This window comes from Marinagarivorans cellulosilyticus (assembly GCF_021655555.1).
GTDB lineage: Bacteria > Pseudomonadota > Gammaproteobacteria > Pseudomonadales > Cellvibrionaceae > Marinagarivorans > Marinagarivorans cellulosilyticus.
The window spans coordinates 587335-608948 of record NZ_AP023086.1 but is presented as its reverse complement, the minus strand read 5'-3'; the positions used below and the strand labels follow the sequence as shown (position 1 = coordinate 608948).

The window sequence follows — 21614 nt, the reverse complement described above, 5'->3', positions numbered from 1 at the left end:
AAGGATTAACATGAAAAGCTTTATCTCTAGCCTTGTCTTGGCCGCCACACTAACTCCCTTGGCTCTCACTACCTATGCCTTTGAAGCCGACTTTGGCTTTGGTATTGATCTTACTCGCAGCAACCTGAAGCTGGACAATAACAGCGGGCTAACCGCTAACGACTATATCAGCGATGATGGCGACGCCTTAGGCGGCTCTGCCTACGTCAAAATGCGCGAAGCAAACGGTTTTGTTGCCGAAACTGGTTTTGTCCATGGCTCCGATACCTTATTCGGCGGCACCTTTGACCACTACAGTTACGATGGAGTATTCGTTCGCGCAGGTTACGAATGGCGCGTGGGCAAAAACTTTTCCATTACGCCATTACTAGGCATACAGCACACGCGGCTTTATTTTACTGAAGGTATGTTTTTGAATTCGGGAGCAGAAGAGGAGATCAAAATAACCAGCACGCGCCCTGTTGCAGGCTTAAAGCTTGGCATTCCCATGGGACAAACCTTTGAAATGTACTACCGCCTACAATACAGCGAACTATCTGTGGGCAACCTTATGCAGCAAAGTATCGGCATCGCATTTACGTTTTAGAGCAGCAACTTTTAACCTAATAGCTTTTTATTTAACTTGGCATTTATAGAATGACGCACGCAAGCTCAAGAATAGCTACGAATGCCCTACCCCCTCTAGGCAAGCAATTAGCTCTACCTCATCAATTGGCTTGGTCAGCAAACCTGTGACGCCACTGGCCAAAATGCTAGCCTGCTCCGACTCTAGCCCATGCGCTGTCAGCGCAAATACCGGTAGGGTCGAAAACTGGGGGTTAGTACGAATAATACGCGTGGCCTCTCGGCCATCTATCCCCGGTAAGCTAATATCCATTAACACTGCGTCATAGCGGCCAGACTCCAACAAACACAGCCCTTCTTCCGCTGTACCCGCGCAAGTTACCTCGTAAGCTTCATCTTCAAGAATCCACCTAACCAGCTGCTGATTATCAGGATGGTCCTCAACAACTAATATATGCCCCTTGCTCATTTCAAGCTCCCGATGCCATGTACCCTTTGAGTATAGGCACAAGCTGCCCACTGCACAAAAAACAATCAAAGCCGTTAAGCTACACTGAGTACAGCGCTAACGTTTAACCGTTAGCAACGTTCCAATTAAGTATAAGAGCAACCCATGTCGCGTTGGTTTTGGGCTGGATTATTACTACTTGCGGTATACCTTAAGTGGCCGCAAGACCGCATTATTCTGGGGCCTGGCACATTGGCGCCGGCGCCACCTAAGCAAACAGCTATTCAAACGCCAAAACCTTTTAACAAAGGCAATTACATCATCTCACCGCTGGCCGAATTTGAGATTACCGCCAAAGTACTTTCGCGCGAGCGCTACTGGCTCGACAAAGAGGCCGATTTATCCCCTATCGATTTTGCCCTCGGCTGGCAACGCATGTCTGACGAGGATGTACTGCAGCACTTATCCATCAGCCAAGGCCAGCGTTGGTTTCGCTGGCAAGCAGATCAGCTCTCTATACCCCACGCAGAAATTTCGACAAGCGCCGCTAACATGCATTTGATCCCTGCCGATGACCGCATTCGCGCTGCGCTGTTAGCCGTTAAGCAAGGCAGCATTATCACGCTAGAGGGGTTGCTGGTAGCCGTAAACGACGCCAACACACAATGGCAATGGCGCAGCTCGTTGACACGCAGCGATACCGGAGCGGGAGCTTGCGAAATTATATGGGTCACAGACATTACCCAACATGCGCCCTAACCTACCGGTATAAAGTTGCCTGTTAAGCCAGCATCGCTTTGAGCATCCATACATTTTCTTCGTGCTGGCCAATGCGCTCGGTGAGCAAGTCAGCCGTTTTCACGTCTTCGACTTTATCGGCAGCTAAAGCAGCAATGCGTAATTTCTTAGCACAAATCTCATTGCCTTCGGCCAACTGCGCAATCATATCGTGCGCATTTGGCGTGCCGACTTCCTCTTGTATAGAAGCCATTTGGGTAAACTGCGCAAAACTACCCGGCGCCATAAAACCAATAGCACGAATACGCTCGGCCATAGTGTCGATGGCATCGGCTAAATCTTGATATTGCTTTTCGGTAAGATTGTGCAAACCATAAAACATAGGCCCAACCACATTCCAATGGAAAGACTGCGTTTTAAGGTACAACAAATAACTATTGGCAAGGCACTCAGAAAGTAAATAGGCCAGCTGCTTTCTATCGTCACGGTTAACGCCAATGTCTATGGCGCTTTCTGTTGGCTGACTATCCAATACGGCAGAATGACTCATAATAAACCCCTTTTATTAGTTCATAGCCGACCACTAGAAATTTAAAAAGGCCGGTAGTAAAAAGGGAATTGCAAATACACGGCCAGTTTTAAAATCGGCTATAGCTTATTGGGTTAATTAGCGCGCTAAAATGGCTGCAAGGCCACAAACAACAGGGTTTTAAGATTATTTTCAAGAGTAAGAAATAACAATTCCTAAAATACTCAGCGCAGTTAATGAAACCAACGCAAGCACTGCCATTGTTTTATTTACAAAGGCATTATCGATAAATTGTAAATAGTGCAATTTATACAAGAAATCTGTTAAACGGCTATCGGCACCTTGGCGAATGCTTAATTGTTGCTAGTTAAGTGTTGGCTCGCCGCCTTTTGGCGATAACACCAATTTAGCCTGTATACGATTTAGCTCGGAATAACTTTCATCCCAGTTATTGCGTAAAATTTAGAATGCGAACCCTCTGTTTTGATTACTTGCCTTCACCACACGATTCACTTTCCACGCCTTCTTTTTCCAGCTTCGAAATTTCCCGCTTGACCTTTTCTTTTTGCAAAACCCAACTATCGTAGCTCCGGTCAACAAGTGGCATAACGAGCCCTGCGTTTACACCTTAGGATTCAGGTATTCATGTCGAATACTAAGGAGGCTTTTATTCGCTGACTATTATTGGAAAGCCTCGCTGTCTCTACAGTTCACACCTACAACACCCTCGCTCAAGCTTCTGCAAAAACCGCCTGTCAGCCACCTTACTATTTGGGTAGAAAAACACCCCTTCACGTGGTGTATGACCAATATAATATCAATTCGATAATTGGCCTGACCATTATGAGAGGTTGATCACCCCAATTGTGCAAAGATTTAGTAATACTAGCAGTGACATGGTGCCAAACCAGAGTGCCCGAATTCCTTTATCAGATAGGTTAGAAAATAATGAATAAATATTATTCAGCTGCAGTAGGCTTGGTTGTATCGAGCCTTATGGGTTGCGTTGCAAGCGAGCCACCAACCGCAAGCTCATCAACTCAAACCACAGCATCGAGCCAATCGTCAGTAGGTTCAGGGCCAGACCCTCAAAGCTCTTCATCGATGCCTATTTCCAGCTCATCAGCAGCCGGAACACCAAATACCATTACCATCGAAGAAAATACCTCGGGCTTCTGCGGCTTGGTTGGCGTCATCGATACTGAGCATGCGGGCTTCGGCGGCACTGGCTTCGCGGATACTGAGAATGTCACAGGCTCCACGATTCAATGGAAAATCAACAGCTCAACCGCACAAACCATCACAGCGACGATTCGCTACGCTAACGGTGGTGGCTCAGCTCGTCCCGGCGCTTTATCTATCGACGGTCAGGCCAGCGCTAACTATATGCTGGGTGACACGGGTGCATGGGATAACTGGCAAGAAGAATCTTACCCAGTTTCTGTGAGCGCTGGTGACAACACGCTATTGCTGACTGCAGCAGGCTCTTCGGGCCTTGCGAATGTCGATTCCATTAAGCTCTCTGGTAATGCCATCCAAACTGTCGACTGTGCTGGCCAACCGCCAGTACAAAGTAGCTCTAGCGCCACAACCTCAAGCGAAGGTAGCCAGAGCTCTTCAGGCCTCGTGGTCGACGCGCCCTACCCACCTGAGGATTTGGGCAACAATAACAACCTTTCTGCTGCTTGTATCGATTTGGTAACTAACAACAATACCAATTGGGATGAGTCCAGCCTAGGATCTAACCAAGAAATCGTGAAGTGCCTTGCTGAATCACTGGGCCAGCCAGTAGGTTATGGCCAGAACGCTCGCGGCGGCTACAACTCGAATGGCGGCAGCAACCTTGTTGTCATCAAAAAAGGCACAGGCGTGCTGCCAGAAAAACAAATCCTTGATGCCATTAGCACTGAAGCACCGAACTGGATCGTGCTCGACAAAGACGATTTCAAAGCAGGTAGCACAATTGCCATGTATCGCCTTCACTGTTCAGACTCGAGTGTGCTTTCTGCACTGGATAACGCCTCTGAAGCAGAGTGTTTAGATCACACGTTATGGTGCCGCAATAAAGGCGTTTCAGAAGCCAACTGCGCCGACACCTTCTTTAATGATCGCCTAGACGACAAAAACCTGCCTATCCGTAACCCGATGATTGCAGGCCATACCACCATCGATGGCCGCGGTAGTGAAGCGACTTTCTTATTTAGTGGTTTCAAAATCGGTGCGGACAGTAGCGGTGCATCAACCTACAAATCAGACAGTGTCATTGTTACTCACCTTGAATTCTTGGGTGCGGGCCACACAGAAGATCATGGCCTAGATCCAGATATGCTTCGCTCAACCGGCGAGTCAAAAGATATTTGGATTCATAAGAATACCTTCCGCGTTACGGGCGACTCTGCATTTGATGTAAAAGTGGGCGCCTACAACATCACCATTTCATTCAACCGCATTGTTGATGTTAAACGTTCTACCCTGCATGGCTCGAGTGACAGCCGCACAATCAACGAACAAATCACAACCACCATGCACAACAACTTATTCGTAACGTCTGAAAGCTTTTACGACGCCGGGCGCAGCACTGCACGACGCGTTCCCTTGTTACGTCGCGGTAAGTCTCACATGTTCAACAATGTGTTTGTAAACTATTGGAAAGATTTTGCCAGCATCCGTAAAGGCGGCCAACTTCTCTTTCAAGATAATATTTTCTTAGGGTTGTCGCCTGTTCAAAACGAAAAGAATGATCCCGCGGATTCTTTAAACGAATGGGTTAATGACAACCTCTCTGATGGTGTTGTTAGCGAAGGTGGATTTACAACCGATGGCTCAAAAGCTATTTTTGCCTCTGACAACTGTGTTCTCGACCTCGCCTACCAAGGTGATCTTGTCGGCGGCAACGGCGGCACCGTCGACATGTCTAACGATTACAACAGCATTTCAAAACAACTCATGAGTGAAGGCTTTTTAGCCGTAGGCCAAGATCTTGTAGACTACACCAGTGCCACCGCAGGTAAAGACGGGCAAGTTCCATTTAACTCCCCTTTACAAGCCAACCGCACGAGCGCAATTTCAGCGGGGCGTGGTACCTGTACCCAGTAACACGTAGCCCCAACTAATTAAGTAACAAACCAAGGCCGGCATAAAATTTTTATGCCGGCCTTGGTTTTTATTTACCGCTACCTAAGAAGCTTAAATCAGGAAAAAAAGCTCATCGCAACCCGCTCGTGCCCATCACTTGCAGCCTGAATTATCGCTCAGGATGAAGCCAGCTCCGTGTGTTGTTAGGCTTTGGCTTTTTTCACCCGCGTTGTTCTCACGTTTAGCTTTTTTGTTTTTTAATGATTTGTGCTTTTCCTTTAGCTGCTTGGGTCCACACTTATTGTGAGCGGGTATAGGGCGTAATGGTGTTGCTGTCTTGTGTAAAAAGGTTAACCAGCTTGGGGTGGAGAAATATCTTTTCTTTGCCCGCGGACTTTTCTTGTAGCACGCCTATCTCACACAATTGCTTGAGGTAGCTAGAAGCGGTTTGGCGCTTGGCGATGCCATGTTCGACCAAGTACTGAATGCGGCAGTAAGGCTGCTCAAAAATAAGTTGCACCAGCTCATGGCTATACACCTTGGGTAAATGGTTGCGCACCTGCTCGGTAGTGAGCTCGATCAACTCGCGCACTGCGCTAATTTTTTGCGTAGTCCAGGCGGCAGTATCAGCCACGGCATTGAGCATATAAACAATCCAACCTTGCCAGTCCTGCTCGCGGGTTACGGCCGTGAGTAAGCGGTAATAGTCGGCGCGGTGACGCAAAATGTAGCGGCTGAGGTACAAAATGGGCAGACTCAGTAGCTTTTGATCAATCAAATACAAGATATTTAAAATTCTGCCGGTACGGCCATTACCATCTACAAACGGGTGGATGGCTTCAAACTGGTAATGAGCAACGGCCATTTTGACCAACGGGTCGAGGTCATCCTGCGCGTGTAAGAAGCGCTCCCAATCACTAAGTAGATCCCGTATGAGGCTTTCACCTACTGGCGGGGTGTAAATCACCTCACCGGTAGTCTGATTGGCAATGGTTGTGCCGGGCACCTTACGAATCCCCATATCCACTGACTTAATCTGTGAGCAAATATCGATGGCCGTATTTGCACTAAGGGGTGTACTGAGCGGCCTTTGTGCCAATGCTTGATAACCCTCATAAAGGGCAGTGCGATAACGCAGGGCCTCTTTGGTGCTAGGGTCTGCAGGGGCGTCGCTATCTGCGCTTTGGAAGAGCCTATCGCTGGTGGTGACGATGTTTTCTATCTCGGAGCTGTCTTTGGCTTCGAGCATGGGCAGCATATTGATTAACAGCGCTTGATTTGGCAGCAACTCGCCGGCCTGTTTAAGCTCAGCCAGGGCCGAACGGGCCGCAATACAGGCCTTGAGTACAAACCGGGTCTCTAGCTCAGTGCCTGGCGGTAACAGCGGCATATGATTATAGGGCTGATCGGCCCGCCAGCTGGCTCTTGGTTGGCCTTGCTCTGGTTGGCCTTGCTCTGGTTTGCCTGGCTCTTGCTTGCCGGCTTCTTGCTCGCTCGAGTCTTCGCTGTTGTATTTCATGTTTAAAAAACTCTACTTTTTCGACACAAGTCGAGTTTATGTTGATCGCATCGACATATCAATCAGTCGTGTCGATTATTTGTGGTTTTTTAAACATAAGGCCGCTAGAGCTCTGGTTTCAACCGTCTAGGTATTGCTCCATTGATGGCTTTTGATTTCAGTAATGACGGAATCTAGCTCACCATCAAAGTCTTGCAGGTTCTCACGCCCCCCCCTATTCTCGTCATTGCCGGGATAAATTGATTGCTGTTCTGGTCAATAGATCCGGACACATTTCTTTGCCACTTTATGGATAAAATGAACCTGGCATAAATGCCAGAACCCTTTTACCCATAAAGCGCCTCCTGTTGTAAATGTCTTCGCTCATATGCAGCGGGCGACAAGTCGTCATTCGCCGAGTGAAGGCGATCACTGTTGTAATATTTCATATACAAACCCACATCTTTTTTCATAGATTTTCGAGAGTGCATTGGTACTTTAAAAAGCCAGTCGTGCTTTAAACTGCCAAAAAAACGCTCAACAACGGCATTATCCCAGCAGGCGCCAACATCCCCCATTGAAGCGCGAATGCCATGGCTCTTCAGGAGTTTGCCAAAGCGCTTGCTTGTATATTGAGAGCCGCGGTCGCTGTGAAAAACCAGCCCTTTTGGTGGCTGCCTTATTGCCACCGCACGATTAATTGCCTCGCAAATTAGCGACGTGGTCATGCGCTTATCTATTGCCCAGCCAACAATTCGCCGGGAATATAAATCCATAACGACCGCCAAGTACATCCAGCCTTGAGTCGTTTTCAAATAGGTAATATCACCAGCCCATACTTGGTTAATTCCCACCGGATTGAAGTTTTGATTCAGTAAATTATCGGCAACACCCGCGCGCTCATCGCGTTTGGTCGTAACCTTGTAAGCCGTGCGCTGCTGCACTATAAGCCCCAAAGACTTCATGCGACGCCGCGTTTTTCCACGGCCAATTGTAATGCCTTCTTCGTTAAGCTTTTTGGCTAGCTCGCGACTGCCTAAGCTGCCCCGGCTTTGATCAAATAACGCCTTCATTCGCGAATTTACATGCAGATCTTCGGCACTGATCACAGGCTTGGGGCGTTGTCGCCAGCTGTAAAATGCTGATTTACCAACTTTCATTACACGGCACAGTAGTCGTACCGGGAAATCCGCCGACCTCTCATCAATAAAGCCAAATTTCACTTCATTTCTTTCGCGAAGAAGGCACTCGCCTTTTTTAAAATTTCTTTCTCCATCCGCAATTCTTTAACTTCTTTTCGCAGCCGAACAAGCTCTGCGCGCTCCTCGCAACTGGGAGCGACTCCGGTCTTTTGGGCCTCCTCATTGTCTTTCCAGCGATAGAGCAAGTTAGCCCTTATGCCCAGCGATTCTGCCGCTTTCGCTACCGAATAACCCTCATTGGTCACTAGGGCAACGGCTTCTTTTTTGAATTCTTGGGTATAGACTCTATTTGTACGTTTTTTGGTCATATCAACACCTCAATCTGCTGAGATTATTATCTCTTATTGATGTGTCCGGTTCTATTAGACCAGTACATGCGTAATATGACGAAGGATTAAGAAACAATTCACTTGACGGGCATGTATCGACTAAGGTTTACTGCGAAAAAATTCAAAAAACGCGTTAAATATCGCCAATAAACCCACAGCCTCAAGAATTGACTGGGGATTAGTGAATTAATAAAAATGATTAAACAGTAGAACCACCGGGAATCATCCCAGGCGGGATAAGATAGCAGGCGTTAGAGAATTAACGAGACATTATGAATGTCTCGGCTGTCTTGAAATTTCGTATCAGTATCAGTATCAGTATCAGTATCAGTATCAGTATGCGGCAGAGGTGAACATAGCTTGTTACCGAAAGTTAATCATTTTTCGCATTTCATATTTATTGCCCTCCAGATAATGAAAGGTACTTCATGAACCCATATGCGACGGGATAATGAAAGCATGGATACGAAAACCTTCATCAATGACAGCCAGGTCATCGAGCATATCGAAGCCATTAAACGTTCCACAGAAGGGAAGTACTTTTCAGATATTGCCGATCGAGCCGGAAACCAATACATCGACCTCGTCATGGAAGGTGGAGGGGTAGTCGGTATCGCGCTAATAGGTTTTATCTATGGGCTAGAGAAAGCAGGTCTTAGATTCAGGCATGTGGCCGGTACCTCCGCCGGTGCAATCACTGCCTTATTTTTACAGTCGGTGGGGCGCTCATCCGAAGAAAAAGCGGAAAAGCTGATCCCCCTTGTGGCGGATATGCCGTTAGAGAAATTTCAGGATGGCTGGGCGATAACCCGATATTTAATGAAACTCGCATTAAGTAATCACCGCGTGTTTCAAATTTTATCGGCCTTTGGATTTTTCCTGTATCGTTTGCTGACATGGCGACATGGATTGCACCCTGGAAAGGCTTTCCATCGATGGGTCACCGAGACGCTAATGAAAGAGGGAGTTCGCAAGTGGCAAGACATCACTCGCATTGCGGATGAACCTATAGATTTTGTTGTCACAGCTCGGGAAGACGATCTGCCCGGGGCGGAGTTCGAATGGAAACCTGAGCTAAAAATGATTGCCATTGAACTCAACCTCTCAGCAAGGGTGGTCTTTCCGGATGATGTGGGGCTATTCCATGATAATACGCCTTCGAGAAACCCCGCCGACTTCCTAAGGGCATCGATGTCGGTCCCGCTGTTTTTTACCCCCTATAAAATCAAAATCCAACGCACACCCGCTGCGGTTGAAGCGTGGCAAAAGCATGGGGTGAACGCAAACAATATTCCTGATAGTGCGGTTTTTTGGGATGGGGGGTTGGTTGCGAATTTCCCAATTTCAATTTTTCACCGGACAAGTGGGCGGCCACTCATGCCGACTTTTGGGGTGAAACTCGGCGTGGATAAAGCTCTGAGTGATGTGTCGGGTTTGAGTGGGCTAGCCGTTTCAGGGCTCAAGGCGATGCGGGCCGACTCAGAGCAAGAGTTTATTCGAAAGCACCCTGATTACAAAAATATTGTCACGACTATTCCCACTCACGATACGCACTGGTTGAACTTTGCGATGCAGGATGAAGAGAAGCTCAAACTCTTCCGTAGTGGTGTGGAAGCGGCAAAGCAATTTCTAGCGGGGTTTTCTTGGGAGGAGTACAAGCACCTAAGAGAGTCACTTGCTCAATCAATAAAATAATTTTCCCCCTCGTGGAGGCCTTTATGCTAGATCAACATGAAGACAAGAGTAAAGTTGCTAGACTCTTGAATATCCAAGAGCCGGTTTCTGAAGTAAGGCTGCAAAACCAAGAGGTTTTTTCTGTCCCGAGTTCGAGCAATACATGGCTGGAGCAAGTTGCCATCAGTACTAGGGTAAACGACAGTATTACTACACTCGACTTTAGGGTGCGGGATTGGGTTAAGGGCTATGCTCGACTTGTGGAGAGTATTGCCTATGAGAGGAATGCCCGTAATAAATATCTGGGCATCGCCGACAGGGCCCTCGAGAGCGGCATCTTACGGCTGGAAGAAAGTGGTGAAAGTCTCGAAGAGGCTGAGCGCATTGTCGAGCGATACAGTGAAAAAGTTCAGGAGCTAGAAGCTTACATCGCCCAAGCGGAATCGCAGATGGAAATGATTCTGGATGAGGTATCGGCCGCTGGATATTTACACCAAGTTGACGGTGCTCAACTAACGGTTTTTGATCCAAGCAAGAAAGGCCTACCATTTATGCCGCCAACAGTGCATGAGGATGGTACATATCTTCATAGTACTGCGTGGGAAGCAGCTAAACACTCCTTGGACAGTCAGTTACGCCGAGGGCTGCTTGAAAGCGGTGATCAAGACTATATGACGAAATATATCGACGACTTAGAAGAACTTGCTAGGTTGGAGTATGTGTATAGCGATAGTGCCGGTGGCGCCCCCGATACTATTGATATTGAAAGTAGGGTTAGGGCTAGTAAGGCGGAACTGGTTCGAACTAAAGATTCGCTTAAATCACTAAGCGACACATCTCGAAAAATACGTATATATGCGTCTTCTAATCTAGGTGCATCGTCAGTCAAAGGAACTAAGAAATTTGGGAATAATTCCAAGTTAGTCTTTGACAAGCACAGCATATACACATCTGGCGATATGATTTATTCGAGCCCAGCTAAAAAGGTTCAGATTTTTATCAATAATAAAAAAATAGATCACACACTCTCGCAGCTCCCAAACCTTTCAGATCAAGCGAAGACGCAGGGTGCTCGGCCAGGCGGGATAAAGATTACAGATTTCCGAAAACTCCTGGTAACAGCGGTGAGCGAGCATATTAGCCCAGAATTAAAGAAGTTAAACGATAGCTGCGAGAGACTTAAGGGCGCCATCTTTGCTGACGAGGCATTACTGGCTGAGACACGTAAAAACCACTCGGCAGAGGCTGCCAAAGCTACCCAAGAATTACAGGATGCTAGGATACAATTCGTTAAAACCTGGAGCGAAATTGGCAGGCGAATTGCTGATACGCAGCTCGAAATGAAAAGCGTTGCGCACAACCCACTGACGGATTACGTGGTCGAGCATTTAGGTGGAGACAGAGAGAACTTAGTGATCGCTAATTTCGCGTCAAACGGCCTAGTGGTCGATACGGGGGAGCATCTACCGAAATACTTATTAGGACGGGGAAGCACTACAGCGGCTGTTGTCTTTCCAAAACCGAAGACTCCGTTTAATTCCGATAATGGCGATGTCCTATTAGCGGTAAAATCACCCAGTGTGGTATACCGGCTGAGCGAGCGCCCTAGTATCCAATTGGTTGAAGAAAATACGGTATCGGTTGCCTGGGATGGTTATTGCCTTGGGGAGCTTACCAAGTCCTTTAATTTAGGCCCCGGTGAACAGCGAGAAATCAGCTTGGTTAAAACCTCCAAGTTTATCGAAAAGACGGATCGCGCGACAAAAACGTCACAGTCCTCTCGCTCGACGACCTCAAATTCCTTTGAGGAAAAGCTGAAAAACGAGTTGTCAAATGAAAAGAAGATTAGCCAGCAGAAGAAAAATTCTAGCCTGACCAAAACCGGGCGAAGCGTAGTAGATGTTGACAGCTCTTCACGCGGCCGTAAGGTAACCCAAAAGGCGAGCTTGAAGGGTAGTTACTTCGGAAGCTCCGGAAAGGCCTCAGTCGAGGATAGGAAAACAACCCAAGATTCCTCGAAAAAAACTAATGCACTCAATCTCTCTAACGAGCTCAGTGAATCCTCAGCAAGCACTCAATCCTCAACCGACTTAGCCCGCAATATTTCCGAGGCAATCTCCAAAGTAGCCCAAGAGAGCTCAGAAGAGCAGCGGGTCGAAGTCTCAGAGAGTAATAACACCAGCACAGAAATTAATGAGACCTACTCAGAAACCATTACACTTCAGAACCCCAATATGGGGACACCGATTAACTATCACCTATATCAAGTCAAGAATATTTATCGCACATCGCTTGCCCTCAATGATGCGAAGATCGTTGTTAATACGGGAATTGAGATTCTGGATGGCGTTGGTTTGACTGAGAAGCGGGCGATCAGTGTGCCGGAAATTGGCCGGTTTTTGTCTGACCTATTTATTGAAGTTCATAATGGTGGCCTTGATAAGCCTTGTAGCTATATCGCCATGCTCGCCAAAGACCTATTGGACGGGATTTTGCGAAGATACCAAGATGACTACAGCGCTCTCCAGGTATCGCCAAACGGCATGCCGCTTGATGGCTACTTAAACGCGCTGGATACCCTAAGCGATAAAGATGGCGACATTAACCCAGACCGTTCGGAGAGTGATGCGAGTAAAGCGGTACTTGATCTGTTGGCCAAGATTCCTGAGTTTGTACTGAAGCCCGTTCCCATGGGGGAAGCACAGAAGCATTCAGTAAATGCGGGGGCTTACTATATGGATTCTGAGCTAGGCGATATGCCTGGCACCGATCCATATCTAAGCCGAATGCGCCAGCTGGAAATCGAGCGTAAAGAAAAAATGAACGAGCAAAGTGTTTTCTTTCCACCAGTAGCAGAGGAAAAAGCCCCTGATTAGGAAGGGCCTGCTGATGTTGATTGAGTGCGTGTAAGAGATGAGTGGCTAGGGGGGGGATTATGGCAATACAGAACAATTCGTGGTCAGTAATGACATTTAACCCAGAATCTGGTGCCCATTCGCCCCTAGGCCAAACTAGTGAAAAACAGGGGGCGAATGAGAAAAACGTAGAGCACGCTAAAGCGCCTTATCGTGATACCAGTGACCCCACGAGCTTTTTACACCGAGATGAATCAGCCTTTGTCACAGCGTTTAATGCCAACTCCGGGGTTCACGCAGAAATAACCGAAAAGCGCGGGCTTGATAGGTTACCCACTAAGTTGGTTCAGCCAGAAGATCGTGTGGTATTCAACCTGGAGCAATACTTTCTGGCGGAGGAAAATGCCACACGCCTTGCTAAGCTCTGGCACTACTGGCTCTATGGTAAGAAAAAGGCTGGCGATAATGCGAGATTAGTTAGCTCCTCATCCCCAAGAGAATATCCTATCTACATTGTAGAAACTGAGGAGTTTGCAACAGACGAAGTGTTTCAAACGCGCCTAGATGAAGCGATAAATGAAGCTGCAAAGAACACCGAGAGCTACCCGAACCTTGAAAAAAAAGAGGGGAAGGAAGGCCGGAAACTAACGGCAATTGAGAAAAATATGATGCTTCGGCTACGTGAGGCTGTATTTCATAAAGAGAAAAAATACTCAAAGCAGATATTTCGTACTCCAAGTGAAAAGGATCTTTACGATTATGACCCTAGGACCAAGCCGAAGCGGACAGCGCCATGCTATGGGCTCCCCTGTGATGTTGTGCGTATCGCATCACCCTCATGGGGGACCCCGGCCAACATCCTCCAGTCGTGGGGAGTTACCGAGCTTGTGTGTGCGCTCGGGGGGTTCGCCATTACCATCTTTGCCGACATTCATTTTGAGAAGGATGAGGACAAAAACACCGCCAAGTTAAGCTACTCAAACCTCGCCTTCGCCGTGATGGATCGATTTGATTTTGAAGATGACGATAAGTGTGACACTCAATCGCTGGGATACTGGGATGAGACAGGCCTTAACAGAATGAAGTTGTTGGATGACAGTCATCCGAATTACGTAACCAATAAAAAAGTTCGCGAATTTAAAGGCCGTATTAAGGATCCCTATAATAACGACCGAGGATCAGAATCAAAGCTGGAGTGCAGGGACTTTAATGTGCTCCTCCCGCCTAGGCCAATAAAAGATTACATTGAGAGTGATCAATTACCGGATAGAGAGTTCCCAAAATTGTCGGAGCTCAAGGCATGGCTAGAGCAGCATAGCGACGCTACTTAGTTGTTCGATGGCAAATCGTAGTGGGTCCTGCACTCCTGCCCAATATCAAATCAAAATACAGAAGTCACCCAGAATGCTATGAATCCAAAGTTGCGCCTCTACACAAAAGCGCAAACAATGCGTCAATCATTCGCCATCCCAGTCTTCTTCAGCAGCTCATTAATTTGTTCGCTTAGCTCATCATCACTAAGCTGCGATACCTCGTCTTTAATTTCCTCAATCAACCTTGCACGCTGCCTATCTACAAAATAGTCACCATCGATTTTATTTAACTCCGCTATTGCTCTTACCACGCCGGCTGAATCGAAGGCGTAGCAGACCTCCAAGTCATCACCCCCTTGTACTTTAGGTTTGAGGGAGTAATCGAGGACGCCCGTCAAAGCGCAGTTATAATGCACCGCCGCTTGCATCCACTCATCGAGCGGCATAGGTAGGCTTACCACGGCGGTACCCGCGCCAGTGCGAACGCTGGCTTCTAATTCGCTACCCACTTGGCGCAGGCGCAATGCACCTTGGCCCAAATCGACAATATCCGCCGTAACGGTGGCATTGCGTTTTACCTCAATACTAAAGCCTAATTCAGTGGCTTTATTGAGCTGGCTAATGCCATCGCCCCACAGTTTGCTATCGCTTGTGGCGTTATTGATGAAGCTAAAGCTTTTACCGGCGCCTAGGCGGGTATCGGCGGCGGTTGCCATATCTTCAAAGTAGAGCGTCGAAAGACCGGTTTCGTCGGCAAGGCTCACACCATAAGCCGTGTTCATGTAATAGCCGGCCACAATAGGCGCGTTCACATCGAAGGCATCACCTAGGCTGACGGTAACTTGCTCGCCTTCTTGCCCCTTGGCCAGCATTTCGAACGAGGTGGGGTAATCCACGTCAATAGCGGTATTGTCGTAGCGGGTATGGGTAATATTGCCCGCAGCGCTTTGGTCGCCAATAACAGCCGCATGCTTAGCGGTAAAATCTGATGGGCCGCTATAGCTAATAACAACACTCTGCGAAGCAACAGGCTGCAGGCCCACTTGCGCTGTAACTTTGCCTTAGGCCATTGGCATCAGTAGCTCTAAACCGCCTTCAATAAAAATAGCTAACGCCTGTGCCTTCGGCGCCAGTTTTTTAGCTGTTATAATTCGTGCGTATTCAAGCGCAAGGCATAAAGATGGCAACCAAACGCAAACTCCCCACGGGTATTCAATCATTCGTTAAACTACGCAACGAAGGTTGTTATTACGTCGATAAAACGCCCTATATGCACCAGCTTATAACGCAGGGGAATTACTTTTTCCTCTCCCGACCACGCCGTTTTGGTAAGAGTTTGTTTTTAGACACCCTGCAACAATTATTTGAAGCGCGGCGTGAATTATTTAGCGACCTATTTATTGAAAAAAAATGGGACTGGCAAACAGCTTACCCTGTGGTGCGTTTTAGTTTTGGTGATGGCGTTGTACAGGGGCGCGCCGCGTTAAATGACCGCATTAACCAGCAACTCAGCGACAATCGCGAACGCTTAGGCTTGCCAGCGAACACAGCATTAGATATACCCGGCAATTTTCGCAGTTTATTAATGGCCGCCCACAAAAAATATGGCCAAGGCGTTGTGTTACTGATCGACGAATACGACAAGCCCATTCTCGATAACATCGAAAACACCGAAATAGCCACCCAAAACCGCGAAGGTTTAAAAAACCTGTATAGCGTCATAAAAGACGCCGACCCGTTTTTAAAGTTTGTACTGCTAACAGGTGTGAGCAAATTTAGTAAAGTGAGTTTGTTTAGTGGTTTGAATAACCTTAACGACATTACATTAGATGCCAAATATTCTGCCATTTGCGGTTATACCGATAACGATATTGATGAGGTGTTTGAGGCAGAGCTGGCAGGCCTAGACCGCGATAAAATTCGCGAATGGTATAACGGTTACAACTGGCTGGGCACATCCGTTTATAATCCGTTTGATGTACTTTTATTATTAGAAAAGCGCGAATTTAAACCCTATTGGTTTGAAAGCGCGACACCCACTTTTTTAATCAAAAAACTAGGGGAACGGCAAATTAACACGCTAGATTTGGCTGCATTGCATTCCGATCAGGATTTGCTCGGCCATTTTGATGTTGACGCCATAGGCACCGAAGCACTGTTGTTTCAAACCGGCTATTTGACTATTGCAGCCGTAGACGAACCCATCCCCGGCATTTGGGAATACACTCTTAGTTACCCCAATGTAGAGGTAGAAGTTAGCCTAAACAAAGCCCTTTTACCGACCCAAGGCTTTAGCATTAGTGCCGTTACTAAAACGCGCTCCACTTTGCTGAAAGCCTTAAAAAGCCACGACTTTGAATTGCTAAGTGCGCATTTAAAAGCACTCTACGCCAGCATCCCCCACGATTGGTACCGCAACAATCCCATTAATAACTACGAAGGCCACTACGCCAGTATTTTTTACAGCCATTTTGCGGCTTTGGGTTTGCATGTGACGGTGGAAGATTCTAGCGTGAATGGCAAAGTGGATATGGCTATTCAATTTAATAACACGACGTTTATTTTTGAATTTAAAGTGGTAGAGGATAAACCCTTAGGCAATGCACTAGCGCAAATTAAAGCCAATAATTATGCGCAGAAATATGTGCGTGATGGGTGGGCTATTTATGGCATTGGAGTGGAGTTTAGTAAGGCGCAACGGCAGGTGGTCGCGCTGGAAGCGCAAGTGTTATGATTCGGGGGTATAGAGGCGGGATTTGGGAGGCGAGGTTCGCGGCTTCAGAAGCGCGCTTTTTCACTATCTCCCACACGCTGCGATAGCCTTACTTTCGCAAAAACGAAACTACAACACCAAACACACTCAAGACAATTAAAAACATCAAAGCAAGACTGGCCATTGTTTTATCAATAAAAGCATTGCCGGTAAATTGTAAGTAATGCAGCTTATACAGCAGGCTAATCAAGCGGCTATCGTCACCCTGCTGGCGAAGGGTTAACTGCTGCCAGTCTAACGTTAAATTCACACCGGTCGAAGTTACCGCCGTTAGCCCAGCCAAATCTGTTAATTGGCCGTAGCGCGCCGTATTACCTGCAATACTATCGCTGAATAACGATTTAACCACACTTGCCGAAGGGTTTCGCTGCACGCCTGAAAAATCCAAATGCTTTACACCATTCACGGTGTTCACCAGTAAATGCTCACCCGCTACCGATCTTAAAATCCGCACGCCTTGCCATTCGGGTTTAGCGATAGCGGCAACGCGTTGAATATCCTGCTGGGATACCGGTAAAAACAAAACCTCCAAGCGCTCGTAAGCGGGACCATAACCAGGCTTAAAAATAAACACGGCCCCCGTTACCGCCCACAGCAATAGCTGCGCCGCTAATAGCCACCCCAACCATTTATGCCAACGCCGTAGTGCGGTTTTCATCAGTATTGATTACGTATTTAATTGACGCTGACGCACCGCTTCAAACATGCAAATACCCGCAGCAACAGAAACATTCAAACTGCTTACACTGCCAGCCATAGGAATATAGGCAAGATGGTCACAATGCTCGCGCGTTAATCGGCGCATGCCTTTGCCTTCGGCGCCCATCACTATAGCTAACGGCCCCGTTAGCGGCGCTTGGTAAATATTCATTTCAACTTCACCCGCCGTGCCTACAACCCACACGCCGCTTTCTTGTAATTTTTGCAGGGTGCGCGCCAAGTTAGTCACGGAAATTAACGGTACAGTATCTGCCGCGCCACAAGCCACTTTACGCACCACCTCTGTCAAACCTACAGAATTATCTTTAGGGACAATTACCGCTTGCACACCAGCAGCATCGGCCGAACGAATACAAGCGCCTAAATTATGCGGGTCGGTAACACCATCTAATACCAATAAAAAAGGGGTTGCTTTGTCCCTATCCCCAACCATTGTATATAGGTCATCTTCGGTTAATGCTTTAGCTGGCTTAGCCAAAGCCACAACACCTTGGTGATTGCCATCGGCCATGTTATCCAAGGTTTTCCGGGGTTTTTCGCTAACCGCTATGCCGTGCATTTCGGCAATAGCTAAAATACTTTGCATGCGCTGATCTTGACGCCCTTGCAATACCAGCAATTCCAACACGCGCTCCGGCGCGGTATCTAACAGCGATTGAATGGCGTGCAAGCCAAAGACAACTTGATTTTTCATGGTAGGTCAAACTCACATAGGTGGGGCATAGGCCGCTTGCGCGGCCGCTAAATAATTGAAGGGGTAACAGAGGATATATTTAACGCTTTTTACTCACGCGTTTTTTCCCGACTTTAGATTTATCCGATTTTTTAAGCTTTTTGGCGTGCTTTACTTTAGGCGTTGCTAGCTTTTTACTTTTGCTTTGCTTTTTTGCGGTTTTATCTCTGGATTGTTGCTTACCGCTTTTGTTTTTATTTAAGCGCTTTGGGGCCGTTTTATCACCGGTATTGGCGCCATCGTCTGCACCAGTACTGGTAGCGCTGCGAGTATCCTCATTATTTTTACTCGCGTCACTATTGTTATTCGCTTTACTGTTTTTAGATTTCGCCGCGCTTTTTACTTCGGGCTTATCCTTTTTAATTCGGCGTTTTCTGGGTTGCCTTGCCTCTAATTCAAAGTCTACTTTACGCTCGTCCAAATCGACCCTAGCAACCCGCACCACAATAGGGTCGCCCAACGCAAAAACCTTACGGGTGCGCTCGCCCACCAAGTGGTGGTGGGCCGCTTCGTAATGGTAGTAATCTTGTGGCAAGTTAGTAATGTGCACCAAACCTTCTACATACAAATCTTTAAGCTCAACAAATAACCCAAAGCCTGTAACCGCCGAAATAACACCCTCAAAAACACCCCCTATGCGATCTTGTAAGAATTCGCACTTTAGCCAATTCATAACATCGCGCGTGGCCTCATCGGCGCGGCGCTCGGTAAGCGAGCTTTGCTCACCAAAGGCCAACATTTTAGCAATGTCGTAGGGGTAAACCGTTTCGGCTTTTTGGCTGCGCGTATTTTCGTGGCGCTTCACTTTATTGGATTCCACACCACCGCGAATAACACTGCGAATAGCGCGGTGTACTAATAAATCGGGGTAGCGGCGAATGGGTGAGGTAAAGTGCGCATACGCTGGGTAAGCCAAACCAAAGTGGCCTTTATTATCTGGCTGATAAACCGCCTGATTCATACTGCGTAACATTACCGTTTGAATAATTTGCGCATCGGGGCGGCCCTCAATCAGCGACATTACCTCTTGGTATTGCTGCGGTCCAATTTTGCCACCCTTACCAGCACGCAACTGCAAACCTTGCGCACCTAAAAACTCCATTAAATTATTAAGTTTTTGCTCTTTAGGGGCTTCGTGTACACGGTAGAGTGTAGGTATTTTATGGCTATCTAAAAAGCGCGCCGCGCAAACATTAGCCGCCAGCATGCATTCTTCAATTAATTTATGGGCATCATTTCGATGCACCGGCACAATGCGTTCGATTTTTCGGTTTTCGTCGAATTCAATACGCGTTTCAACAGTTTCAAAATCAATCGCCCCGCGTTCAGAGCGAATACCACGCAACGCTTGATAGAGGTTGTGCAGCTCGTCAACATGTTTAACTACGCTGGCATATTGCTGGCGCAAGCCAGAGCGTTTTTTATCGCGCTCGGCCAGCATCTGGCCAACTTTGGTATAGGTTAAACGGGCATGGCTGTGCATTACCGCTTCGTAAAAGGTATAACCACTAATGCGGCCGGCATCGCTAATGGTCATTTCGCAAACCATGCACAAACGATCTACCTCAGGGTTTAACGAACACAAACCGTTCGATAAGCCGCGCGGCAACATAGGAATTACGTGATCAGGGAAGTACACCGAATTACCCCGTATTTGGGCTTCGTCGTCCAGCGCGCTGCCGGGCACAACGTAATGCGCCACATCGGCAATGGCCACATACAAACGCCAGCCACCACTGCGCTTGCGCTCGCAATAAACGGCATCGTCAAAATCGCGCGCGTCTTCACCATCAATAGTCACCAACGGTAAATCGCGCAAATCGATACGGCCAGTTTTATCTTCCTCTGCGACCTCTGTACTCAGCTTAGCCGCTTCTGCTTCTACACTCGCAGGCCACACATGCGGAATATCATGCGCGCGAATCGCTACATCGATTTCCATCCCCGGTGCCATATGGTCACCCAGTACCTCACTAATAATGCCTTCGGCAGCGCCAAAGCGATCTGGCTGGCGAGTAATTTCGACACTCACAAACTGGCCATCTTTGGCGGTGATGGTATTTTCTTTAGCGATAAAAATATCGGCCACTATGCGTGGGTTATCGGGCCGAATACGCGCACTGCCGCGGCCCACACTGTAGCGCCCAACCACATGGCTGGTATTGCGCGATAACACCTCTGCAATACTGCCCTCGCGCCGGCCACGGGCATCAATACCACTAACACGCACTAACACCTCATCGCCATCAAACACTTTGCGCATTTGCCGGTTGGCCAGATAAATATCTTCTTCATTGCTAGGGGTAATCACAAAGCCGTAACCATCGCGGTGGCCACTCACGCGCCCGCGCACCAAGTCCATTTTGCTCACAGGGCCATAAGCACCGCGTCGGTTTTGAATAATCTGTCCATCGCGCTCCATGGCAATCAAGCGCCGCCGCAGCCCCTCAGCCTGATCCTCGCCTTCAATACCCAGCAGCACGGTTAACTTGCTTTTAGTCAGCGGGCCTTGCGCCTTTTCAAGCACCTCTAAAATAAGCTCGCGGCTAGCTATAGGGTTATCGTAAGTACGCGCTTCGCGCTCGGCAGCTGGGTCGATAATGGGGGGCTTTTCCGACAAGGGATGCGTCCTTTAAAGTGACAATAAGTAAGTTGCCCAAGAGTATACTCTTATAGCCACTAAAGTTTAATGACATGCGTTGACAATGGATCGCCCAATCCCTATAGTTCGCGCGCCTTAGAGCCTGCTGGCGTACAGGATGCACTAATATCGTGTGAGGCAGGAGCCGGTAACGATGTGGTAGACACTTTTGTGCAGCGCACAAAAAAGTTGCCTAACGCTAAGAGTTAAAAACAGCAAGAACAGCCCCCTGCCCAGGTGGTGAAATGATGTGCAGGATGCACGAATGTCGCGCGAGGCAGGAGCCGGAAGCGACGGGTAGATTTTGCGCAACGCGCAAACTGTCGGATTACGAAGAATACTGCATCGGTTAAGTAGCAGCCTAAACAAAACTTACGTTATGCCCAGGTGGTGAAATTGGTAGACACGCTAGCTTCAGGTGCTAGTGGCCTCACGGCCGTGGCGGTTCAAGTCCGCCTCTGGGCACCAAGTTATAATCCAAACAAATCCAAGCTCCTCCAACACCCCCCGAAAACACGCCAT

General features: G+C 47.8%; 15 protein-coding genes and 1 tRNA gene. 8 read left to right on the top strand and 8 right to left on the bottom strand.

From position 1 onward, the window contains the following. Positions 1-10 precede the first annotated feature (10 nt). On the top strand, positions 11-586 hold the full coding sequence (locus MARGE09_RS02325) for an autotransporter outer membrane beta-barrel domain-containing protein (RefSeq protein WP_236985753.1): 576 nt from the start codon (positions 11-13) through the stop codon (positions 584-586). 75 nt (positions 587-661) lie between these two features. Here MARGE09_RS02325 and MARGE09_RS02320 read toward each other — a convergent pair whose 3' ends face one another. Then, on the bottom strand, positions 662-1033 hold the full coding sequence (locus tag MARGE09_RS02320; RefSeq protein ID WP_236985752.1) for a response regulator: 372 nt from the start codon (positions 1031-1033) through the stop codon (positions 662-664). A gap of 144 nt (positions 1034-1177) precedes the next feature. Here MARGE09_RS02320 and MARGE09_RS02315 point away from each other — a divergent pair, with 144 nt between their 5' ends. Continuing rightward, a complete protein-coding gene (locus tag MARGE09_RS02315) occupies positions 1178-1771 on the top strand; it encodes a hypothetical protein (RefSeq protein WP_236985751.1) in 594 nt (197 codons plus the stop codon). A 22-nt stretch (positions 1772-1793) separates the two neighbouring features. On the opposite strand, the gene MARGE09_RS02310 is transcribed toward MARGE09_RS02315, so the two are convergent. Beyond that, positions 1794-2300, bottom strand: coding sequence for a Dps family protein (locus tag MARGE09_RS02310; protein WP_236985750.1), 507 nt, complete (start codon positions 2298-2300; stop codon positions 1794-1796). Between the two features lie 927 nt (positions 2301-3227). Between MARGE09_RS02310 and MARGE09_RS02305 the strand changes: the two genes are divergently transcribed. Beyond that, positions 3228-5375, top strand: coding sequence for a pectate lyase family protein (locus MARGE09_RS02305; RefSeq protein WP_236985749.1), 2148 nt, complete (start codon positions 3228-3230; stop codon positions 5373-5375). Between the two features lie 277 nt (positions 5376-5652). Here MARGE09_RS02305 and fic read toward each other — a convergent pair whose 3' ends face one another. Next, entirely contained in the window at positions 5653-6873 is a 1221-nt protein-coding gene (gene fic / locus MARGE09_RS02300; protein WP_420828081.1) for a protein adenylyltransferase Fic, read from the bottom strand. Positions 6874-7199: 326 nt separating this feature from the next. Continuing rightward, a protein-coding gene (locus MARGE09_RS02295) for an IS3 family transposase (protein ID WP_236983141.1) occupies positions 7200-8362 on the bottom strand; the annotation gives its coding sequence in 2 pieces (ribosomal slippage) (positions 7200-8113 and positions 8113-8362; 1164 coding nt in all). 480 nt (positions 8363-8842) lie between these two features. Here MARGE09_RS02295 and MARGE09_RS02290 point away from each other — a divergent pair. Genes MARGE09_RS02290 through MARGE09_RS02280 form a run of 3 tightly spaced genes read left to right on the top strand, consistent with a single transcriptional unit; the run spans position 8843 to position 14243 of the window. Next, the gene (locus tag MARGE09_RS02290; RefSeq protein ID WP_236985748.1) at positions 8843-10078 is read left to right on the top strand and encodes a patatin-like phospholipase family protein; all 1236 of its coding nucleotides are present in this window, start codon (positions 8843-8845) and stop codon (positions 10076-10078) included. Between the two features lie 23 nt (positions 10079-10101). Next, entirely contained in the window at positions 10102-12933 is a 2832-nt protein-coding gene (locus MARGE09_RS02285) for a hypothetical protein (protein ID WP_236985747.1), read from the top strand. Between the two features lie 59 nt (positions 12934-12992). Beyond that, the gene (locus tag MARGE09_RS02280) at positions 12993-14243 is read left to right on the top strand and encodes a DUF6402 family protein (RefSeq protein ID WP_236985746.1); all 1251 of its coding nucleotides are present in this window, start codon (positions 12993-12995) and stop codon (positions 14241-14243) included. Between the two features lie 122 nt (positions 14244-14365). On the opposite strand, the gene MARGE09_RS02275 is transcribed toward MARGE09_RS02280, so the two are convergent. After that, on the bottom strand, positions 14366-15268 hold the full coding sequence (locus tag MARGE09_RS02275; RefSeq protein ID WP_236985745.1) for a hypothetical protein: 903 nt from the start codon (positions 15266-15268) through the stop codon (positions 14366-14368). A 137-nt stretch (positions 15269-15405) separates the two neighbouring features. Between MARGE09_RS02275 and MARGE09_RS02270 the strand changes: the two genes are divergently transcribed. Beyond that, complete coding sequence (locus MARGE09_RS02270; RefSeq protein ID WP_236985744.1) at positions 15406-16959, top strand: ATP-binding protein; 1554 nt, start codon at positions 15406-15408, stop codon at positions 16957-16959. Positions 16960-17047: 88 nt separating this feature from the next. Here the strand turns inward: MARGE09_RS02270 and MARGE09_RS02265 are convergent, their stop codons facing one another. The 3 genes from MARGE09_RS02265 to rnr form a co-directional block, all read right to left on the bottom strand. After that, positions 17048-17656: a PepSY domain-containing protein gene (locus MARGE09_RS02265; protein WP_236985743.1), complete on the bottom strand. Its 609-nt coding sequence runs from the start codon at positions 17654-17656 to the stop codon at positions 17048-17050. 9 nt (positions 17657-17665) lie between these two features. After that, positions 17666-18412 carry a 23S rRNA (guanosine(2251)-2'-O)-methyltransferase RlmB gene (rlmB, locus tag MARGE09_RS02260; RefSeq protein WP_236985742.1) on the bottom strand — a complete coding sequence of 249 codons (747 nt, stop codon included), beginning with the start codon at positions 18410-18412 and terminating at the stop codon, positions 17666-17668. Between the two features lie 79 nt (positions 18413-18491). Next, positions 18492-21071, bottom strand: coding sequence for a ribonuclease R (rnr, locus tag MARGE09_RS02255; protein WP_236985741.1), 2580 nt, complete (start codon positions 21069-21071; stop codon positions 18492-18494). Positions 21072-21473: 402 nt separating this feature from the next. Here rnr and MARGE09_RS02250 point away from each other — a divergent pair. Next, a tRNA-Leu gene (locus MARGE09_RS02250) sits at positions 21474-21560 on the top strand. Positions 21561-21614 lie beyond the last annotated feature (54 nt).

Excerpts from the sequence above, each read along its gene's own strand:
- MARGE09_RS02325 (WP_236985753.1), top strand. The coding sequence starts at position 11 with ATGAAAAGCTTTATCTCTAGCCTTGTCTTGGCCGCCACACTAACTCCC.
- MARGE09_RS02320 (WP_236985752.1), bottom strand. The coding sequence starts at position 1,033 with ATGAGCAAGGGGCATATATTAGTTGTTGAGGACCATCCTGATAATCAG.
- MARGE09_RS02315 (WP_236985751.1), top strand. The coding sequence starts at position 1,178 with ATGTCGCGTTGGTTTTGGGCTGGATTATTACTACTTGCGGTATACCTT.
- MARGE09_RS02310 (WP_236985750.1), bottom strand. The coding sequence starts at position 2,300 with ATGAGTCATTCTGCCGTATTGGATAGTCAGCCAACAGAAAGCGCCATA.
- MARGE09_RS02305 (WP_236985749.1), top strand. The coding sequence starts at position 3,228 with ATGAATAAATATTATTCAGCTGCAGTAGGCTTGGTTGTATCGAGCCTT.
- fic (WP_420828081.1), bottom strand. The coding sequence starts at position 6,873 with ATGAAATACAACAGCGAAGACTCGAGCGAGCAAGAAGCCGGCAAGCAA.
- MARGE09_RS02290 (WP_236985748.1), top strand. The coding sequence starts at position 8,843 with ATGGATACGAAAACCTTCATCAATGACAGCCAGGTCATCGAGCATATC.
- MARGE09_RS02285 (WP_236985747.1), top strand. The coding sequence starts at position 10,102 with ATGCTAGATCAACATGAAGACAAGAGTAAAGTTGCTAGACTCTTGAAT.
- MARGE09_RS02280 (WP_236985746.1), top strand. The coding sequence starts at position 12,993 with ATGGCAATACAGAACAATTCGTGGTCAGTAATGACATTTAACCCAGAA.
- MARGE09_RS02270 (WP_236985744.1), top strand. The coding sequence starts at position 15,406 with ATGGCAACCAAACGCAAACTCCCCACGGGTATTCAATCATTCGTTAAA.
- MARGE09_RS02265 (WP_236985743.1), bottom strand. The coding sequence starts at position 17,656 with ATGAAAACCGCACTACGGCGTTGGCATAAATGGTTGGGGTGGCTATTA.
- rlmB (WP_236985742.1), bottom strand. The coding sequence starts at position 18,412 with ATGAAAAATCAAGTTGTCTTTGGCTTGCACGCCATTCAATCGCTGTTA.